Raw genomic sequence first — 4,976 nt, forward strand, 5'->3', positions numbered from 1 at the left:
ACCCTGGCCGACCGGCGCAGCCGCCGACGGCCGCCACCCGCCGCGGCCGCCACCCGCCGCGGCCACCTCGGAACATAGCCTTCCGTAGGCGGAATGCCCACACCGCCACTGATGCTTACATGCTTACACGGCAAACTTTTGGGCGGCGACGAACGGTGGGAGGCGCGATGCGGCCGGGACCGGAGGGGTGGGCGGTGATGCGCTCCGCGACAGCCGACCGCACGGTGGCGAAGACCGCCCTGCGAGCGGGCACGGTGCGCCGCGTCGCGGGGTTCGCGAAGCCATGGCGGCGGGAGCTCGGGTGCTTCCTCGTTCTGATCGTGGGGAGCGCTGCCCTCGGCGCCGTGCTCCCCCTCATCCTCAAAGAGATCATCGATGGCGGCATCGAGCGCCACCGGATCGGCTACGTCGAGGCGCTCGCCGGCCTCGTCGCCGCCCTGGCCTTCGTCGACGCGGGACTCACCCTCGGTCAGCGCTGGTACTCGGCCCGCATTGGCGAGGGCCTGATCTACGAGCTGCGCAGCCAGATCTTCGAGCACGTGCAGCGTCAGCCGCTGGCGTTCTTCACCCGGACGCAGACCGGGGCGCTCACCAGTCGGCTGAACAATGACGTCCTCGGCGCGCAGTCTGCGTTCACGAACACGCTGTCATCGGTGTTGTCGAATGTGCTCACCGCCGCCTTCACCCTGGCCGCCATGGCCGTTCTGTCCTGGCAGATCACCCTGGTATCACTGGTGTTGCTGCCAGCATTCATCTTTCCGGCCCGAGCGTTCGGCCCGCGGCTCGCCCGGCTCACCCGTGAACGCTACGGAGTGAACGCCGAGATGCACAACACGATGACGGAGAGATTCAACGTCTCCGGCGCGATGCTGACGCAGCTCTACGGCTCGCCCGAACGGGAGGAGGCCAACTTTCGCGGCCGGGCGGGTCGAGTACGTGACATCGGTGTTACTCAGGCCATGTATGGCCGGATATTCTTCGTGTTGCTCACGCTCGTCGGCGCGCTGGCAACGGCGTTGGTGTATGGCGTCGGCGGCCGGCTCGCCGCCCGCGGAGATCTCCAGATCGGCACCCTGGTGGCGTTGACCGCCTATCTGTCCCGGCTTTACGGGCCGCTCAGCCAGTTGTCCAGTGTGCACGTCGACGTGATGACGGCGCTGGTGTCCTTCGAACGGGTGCTGGAGGTTCTCGACCTGGCGCCGGCGATCGTGGACCGGCCCGGCGCGGTGGATCTACCACCGGGCGCCGTCGCGGTCGAGTTCGACCAGGTGGGATTTCGCTATCCGGCCGCGGACGAGGTCTCCCTCGCCTCACTGGAATCGGTGGCGGTCCTCGACGGCCAGGTGCCGACGCCGGTACTCCATGACATCACCTTCCGCGCCGAGCCCGGACAGATGATCGCGATCGTGGGGCCGTCCGGCGCCGGCAAGACGACGATGAGCCAGCTCGTCCCGCGGATGTACGACGTGGTCTGCGGTGCGGTGCGGGTGGGCGGGCACGACGTGCGCGACCTGACGCTGCGGTCGCTGCGGTCCGCCGTCGGCGTCGTCACCCAGGACGCGCACCTGTTCCACGACACCGTGCGGGCGAACCTGCTGCTCGCCCGCCCGGAGGCCACCGAGGACCAGATGTGGGCCGCCCTGGACGCCGCGCAGATCGGGCGGTTCGCCCGTGAGCTGCCGGACGGCCTGGACACGGTCGTCGGCGATCGGGGTCACCGCCTGTCCGGCGGGGAGAAGCAGCGGATGGCGATCGCCCGGCTGCTGCTGCGCGCGCCGGGGGTCGTCGTGCTGGACGAGGCCACCGCGCATCTTGACAGCGAGTCCGAGGCGGCAGTGCAGCGGGCGCTGGCGGCCGCCCTCGCCGGGCGCACCTCGCTGGTCATCGCGCATCGGTTGTCCACCGTGCGGGACGCCGACCAGATCCTTGTCATCGACGGCGGCCGCGTGGTGCAGAGCGGCACCCACGACGAGCTGCTGGCCCGCGGGGGACTCTACGCCGAGCTGTACCGGACGCAGTTCCGCTCGACCACGGGGGTACCCGGTCCTGACCTGGCGGCGACAGCGTCGGCCGCGGTCGGTGGTGCCGCTGACGCCGGTCGTGCCGCTGACGCCGGTGGTGCCGCTGGCGCCGGCCGGGTGACACCTGTCGGGGCGGGCGACCCGGCGGGTGCCCCCGTCTGAGGGATCAGCCGGGGGACCACCAAGGTATGATCAGGAGACGGATTCGCCCGGCCCCGTCGGCGCGGCCTCCGCCGGGGTGACCGAGGCCGGCGAGGCGCCCGCGTCGGCCGGTCCGGCGTCCGCGGCGTCGACGAACGCGATGTCGACATCGCCGGACGGCTGCCGATGAATACCGGGATTTCGATTCATGCCCGCCTCCGGGGGGGACTCGACGGTGGGATAGCGACTTCTGAGCTCCGGTCCAGCCGCTGTCGGGATCGTCGGCGTCCTTGCCGTCTTTCCCGCATGGTGCGTGTCGTTCCCGCATGGTGCGTGTCGTTCCCGCATGGTGCGTGTCGTTCCCGCATGGTGCGTGTCGTTCCCGCATGGTGCCGGCCGTTCCCGCATGGTGCCGGCGGCCCCCGTGTGGTATCCGCCGCCTCCCGTAAGCGCCGCGGCGGTGGGCCGGTGCGTCACGGGCGACGAGTGGCACGGTACGCCGCCGCGTGGCCACGCGCAGCATGTGCCTCATTGACCTGATCTGACTACTGGTTCGGGACGCCACGCGCCGCTCCGGACGGCCCCCGTGCGCAAAGACCATCGATCAGTACTTAGGCTTTGTCTGTGCCACGTAGAGCCAAGATTGTCTGCACCCTCGGTCCGGCCACCAGTTCGCCTGAGAAGGTCCGGGCCCTCGTCGACGCGGGAATGGATATTGCCCGCCTGAACTTCTCCCATGGAACGCACGAACAGCACGCCGCCGTCTACGCGAGAGTGCGCGAGGCGGCGGAGGCGGCGGGCCGCAACGTCGGCATCCTCGCCGACCTGCAGGGCCCGAAGATCCGCCTCGGTAGCTTCGCGGACGGACGCGCCACCCTCACCCCGGGGCAGCGGTTCACCGTCACCGTCCGGGACGTGCCCGGCGACCAGCACGAGGTCGGCACGACCTACTCCGACCTGCCCGCCGACGTCTCCGCCGGGGACCGCATCCTCGTCGACGACGGCCGCCTCGTCCTGCAGATCGACGAGGTCACCGACACCGACGTGCACACCACGGTGATCGTCGGTGGGCCGGTGAGCGACCACAAGGGGATGAACATCCCCGGCGCGGCGCTCACGGTGCCGGCGCTGAGCGAGAAGGACGGCGACGACCTTCGCTTCGCCCTCGGTCTCGGCGTCGACATGATCGCGTTGTCGTTCGTGCGCAACGCCTCCGATGTCAAGGCGGTCCACACGATCATGGACGAGGTGGGGATCAGGATCCCCGTCCACGCCAAGATCGAGAAGCCGCAGGCGATGGCCGCCCTCGACGGTATCGTCGAGGCCTTCGACGGGCTGATGGTCGCCCGCGGTGACCTCGGCGTCGAGCTGCCACTGGAGGACGTGCCGCTGGCGCAGAAGCGCATCGTCACCCAGGCCCGGGAACGGGCCAAGCCGGTGATCGTCGCCACTCAGGTGCTCGAGTCCATGGTCAGCGCACCACGGCCGACCCGGGCGGAGGCGAGCGACTGCGCCAACGCGGTCCTCGACGGCGCGGACGCGATCATGCTGTCGGCGGAGACGAGTGTCGGCGCCTACCCGATCGAGGCCGTCGCCACGATGGCCCGCATCATCGAGACCGCCGAGGCGGACCTCGGCCGGATCCCGCCGGTGCGGACCGAGCCGCGGACCCTCGGCGGCGCGCTCGCCCAGGCGGCCACCTCGGTGGGGCAGGCCGTCGGTGCCCGGTACCTCGTCGCCCACACCCTCAGCGGCGACACCGCCCGGCGCCTGGCCCGCTACCGCAGCGAGGTGCCGGTCCTCGCCTTCACCCCGCTGCCGGCCGTCCGCAGCCAGATGGCGTTGTTCTGGGGCGTGGAGACCTTCGTCGTGCCGTTCGCGGAAAGCACCGACGAGATGGTCCGCCAGGTCGACACCGCACTGCTGCAGATCGGCCGGTGCCGGCCCGGCGAGCTCGTCGTCGTCGTCGCCGGAACCCCGCCGGGCGTCGCCGGCATGACGAACTCGATGCGGGTGCACCGCATCGGCGAGGTGATCTGACCGCCCCACCGGGCCGATCACCCCGCCGGCCGGATCAGTCTCGCGGCTGACCCGGCCGGCCAGCACCCTCCGCTCCTGGCGGACGCCTGACCGGCGAACGGTCGTCGCGGGACCCACCCCGCGCCGAACGACGGTCGGGCGCCCACCCCCGCGCGGACGCCGCCTCCGTACGCCTGCTCCGAACAGTTCGCTCCCGGAGCGCGACGGCGGGCCGGCGTCCGCACGCCTGGCCGGCGCCGTTGCGTGTCAGTGGCGACGCGCTCCCCGTCCGGACTCCCACACGAGCCGACGCGCCCCTCGGGTTACCCCGGGGCGGCTGTCATGATGATGCCCGTTCACCACCGCCGTCGCCGTACCCCGCCGTCGGCGGCCTCGCTCCGCCGGCGTCCCGCCCGGGGCGGAACGAGGGCGAACAGGCCCGCGTCAGGGAGTTCAGGTCAGGGAGTGGTCGGATGGTCGAGCAGGGGAGCGGGTCGGACGAGCGTGCGTCCGCGGCAACTCGCGACGCGGACAGCCCCGAATCCGCGCGCCGAGCCCACAGTCGCGCTCAGTCCGCCGCCTCCACCCCGCGTCCAGGCGCGGACCCGAAGGCATCCGCGGGCGCGCCGCAGGCACCCCTGTCCGCGCGGGCCCGATCAGCCTCGCCGCCCTCAGCCAGCTCGCCGCCCTCAGCCAGCTTGCCGCCCTCAAGCAGTTCGCCGCCCTCAAGCAGTTCGCCGCCCTCAAGCAGTTCGCCGCCCTCAAGCAGTTCGCCGCCCTCAAGCAGTTCGCCGC

Annotated in this window: 4 protein-coding genes; 2 read left to right on the top strand and 2 right to left on the bottom strand. The window is 71.5% G+C overall.

Translation table 11 applies throughout. From position 1 onward, the window contains the following. Nucleotides 1-167: 167 nt before the first annotated feature. On the top strand, nucleotides 168-2,183 hold the full coding sequence (locus MXD58_RS19815) for an ABC transporter ATP-binding protein (protein ID WP_374616375.1): 2,016 nt from the start codon (nucleotides 168-170) through the stop codon (nucleotides 2,181-2,183). A gap of 30 nt (nucleotides 2,184-2,213) precedes the next feature. On the opposite strand, the gene MXD58_RS19820 is transcribed toward MXD58_RS19815, so the two are convergent. Further along, nucleotides 2,214-2,372, bottom strand: a complete 159-nt coding sequence (locus MXD58_RS19820; RefSeq protein ID WP_248840727.1) for a hypothetical protein — start codon at nucleotides 2,370-2,372, stop codon at nucleotides 2,214-2,216. Between the two features lie 414 nt (nucleotides 2,373-2,786). Between MXD58_RS19820 and pyk the strand changes: the two genes are divergently transcribed. Further along, the gene (pyk, locus tag MXD58_RS19825) at nucleotides 2,787-4,202 is read left to right on the top strand and encodes a pyruvate kinase (protein ID WP_248840726.1); all 1,416 of its coding nucleotides are present in this window, start codon (nucleotides 2,787-2,789) and stop codon (nucleotides 4,200-4,202) included. A 547-nt stretch (nucleotides 4,203-4,749) separates the two neighbouring features. Here pyk and MXD58_RS19830 read toward each other — a convergent pair. After that, on the bottom strand, nucleotides 4,750-4,976 hold a 227-nt coding region (locus MXD58_RS19830), incomplete at its 5' end, for a hypothetical protein (protein ID WP_250609708.1).

It is taken from the genome of Frankia sp. AgKG'84/4 (assembly GCF_023242965.2).
Taxonomy (GTDB): domain Bacteria; phylum Actinomycetota; class Actinomycetes; order Frankiales; family Frankiaceae; genus Frankia.